This window comes from Streptomyces sp. NPDC094147 (assembly GCF_044764265.1).
Classification (GTDB): domain Bacteria; phylum Actinomycetota; class Actinomycetes; order Streptomycetales; family Streptomycetaceae; genus Streptomyces.
Genome location: NZ_JBIWHT010000091.1, coordinates 1 through 1,250, shown reverse-complemented (window position 1 = coordinate 1,250; position 1,250 = coordinate 1). Strand labels below are relative to the sequence as shown.

General features: G+C 68.6%; 2 protein-coding genes. Both read right to left on the bottom strand.

Going from position 1 to position 1,250, the window contains the following annotated elements; all coding sequences use genetic code 11:
* Positions 1–572 (bottom strand): 3-isopropylmalate dehydratase small subunit (gene leuD, locus ACIQ8J_RS35915; protein WP_403608155.1); only part of this gene is annotated, 572 nt, incomplete at its 3' end.
* 5 nt (positions 573–577) lie between these two features.
* Positions 578–1,250: aconitase family protein (locus ACIQ8J_RS35910; protein WP_403608153.1), on the bottom strand; the 673-nt coding region annotated here is incomplete at its 5' end.

Here is a 1,250-nt window from a genome sequence, read left to right as displayed (position 1 = left end):
TTGAAGGTGGGGCGGTGGGCTTCGTAGGTGGCGATGTCGGGCTCGTTCTGGAGCGTGATCGAGATGTCGTCCAGGCCGTTCAGGAGCCGCCAGCGGGCGTTCTCGTCGAGTTCGAAGCCTGCGGTGACGCCTTCCGCGCGAACCTGGCGGTCGTGCAGGTCGACGGTGATTTCGGCGCCCGGGTCGCGCTCGGTCAGCTCCCACAGCGCGTCCACGACTTTCTGGTCGAGAACCACCGTGAGCAGCCCGTTCTTCAGTGAGTTGCCGCGGAAGATGTCGGCGAAGCGGGATGAGATGACGGTTTTGAAGCCGTAGTTCTGCAGGGCCCATACGGCGTGTTCGCGGGAGGAGCCGGTGCCGAAGTCGGGGCCGGCCACCAAAACGGTGGCGCCGTTGCGTTCGGGCTTGTTCAGGATGAAGTCGGAGTCCTTGCGCCAGGCCTCGAAGAGTCCGTCCTGGAAGCCGTCGCGGGTGACCTTCTTGAGCCAGTGGGCGGGGATGATCTGGTCGGTGTCGACGTTGGAGCGGCGCAGCGGTACGGCCCGGCCGGTGTGTGTGGTGAAAGCTTCCATGGTTGTCAGGCCTCCACGGGCATTTGGGCGTCGGACAGGTCGGCGGGCGAGGCCAGGTGGCCGAGGACTGCGGTTGCGGCGGCGACCTGGGGCGAGACCAGGTGGGTGCGGCCGCCCTTGCCCTGCCTGCCCTCGAAGTTGCGGTTGGAGGTGGATGCGGAGCGCTCGCCGGGGGCCAGCTGGTCGGGGTTCATGCCCAGGCACATCGAGCAGCCGGCGTGGCGCCATTGGGCGCCGGCGGTGGTGAACACCTTGTCCAGGCCCTCGTCCATGGCCTGCAGGGCGACGCGGACCGAGCCCGGGACGACCAGCATCCGTACGCCGTCGGCGACTTTGCGGCCCTGGATGACGGCGGCCGCGTTGCGCAGGTCCTCGATGCGGCCGTTGGTGCATGAACCTACGAAGACGGTGTCGACGTTGATGTCGCGCAGTGGCTGTCCGGCGGTCAACCCCATGTATTCCAGGGCCTTTTCGGCGGCCAGGCGCTCCGAAGCGTCCTCGTACGAAGCGGGGTCGGGGACCGCGGCGGACAGCGGGGCGCCCTGGCCGGGGTTGGTGCCCCAGGTGACGAACGGCGAGAGCTCCTCGGCCCGGATGACGACCTCGGCGTCGAAGACCGCGTCCGGGTCCGTCCTGAGGGTCTTCCAGTACGCGACCGCGGCGTCCCAGTCCGTGCCC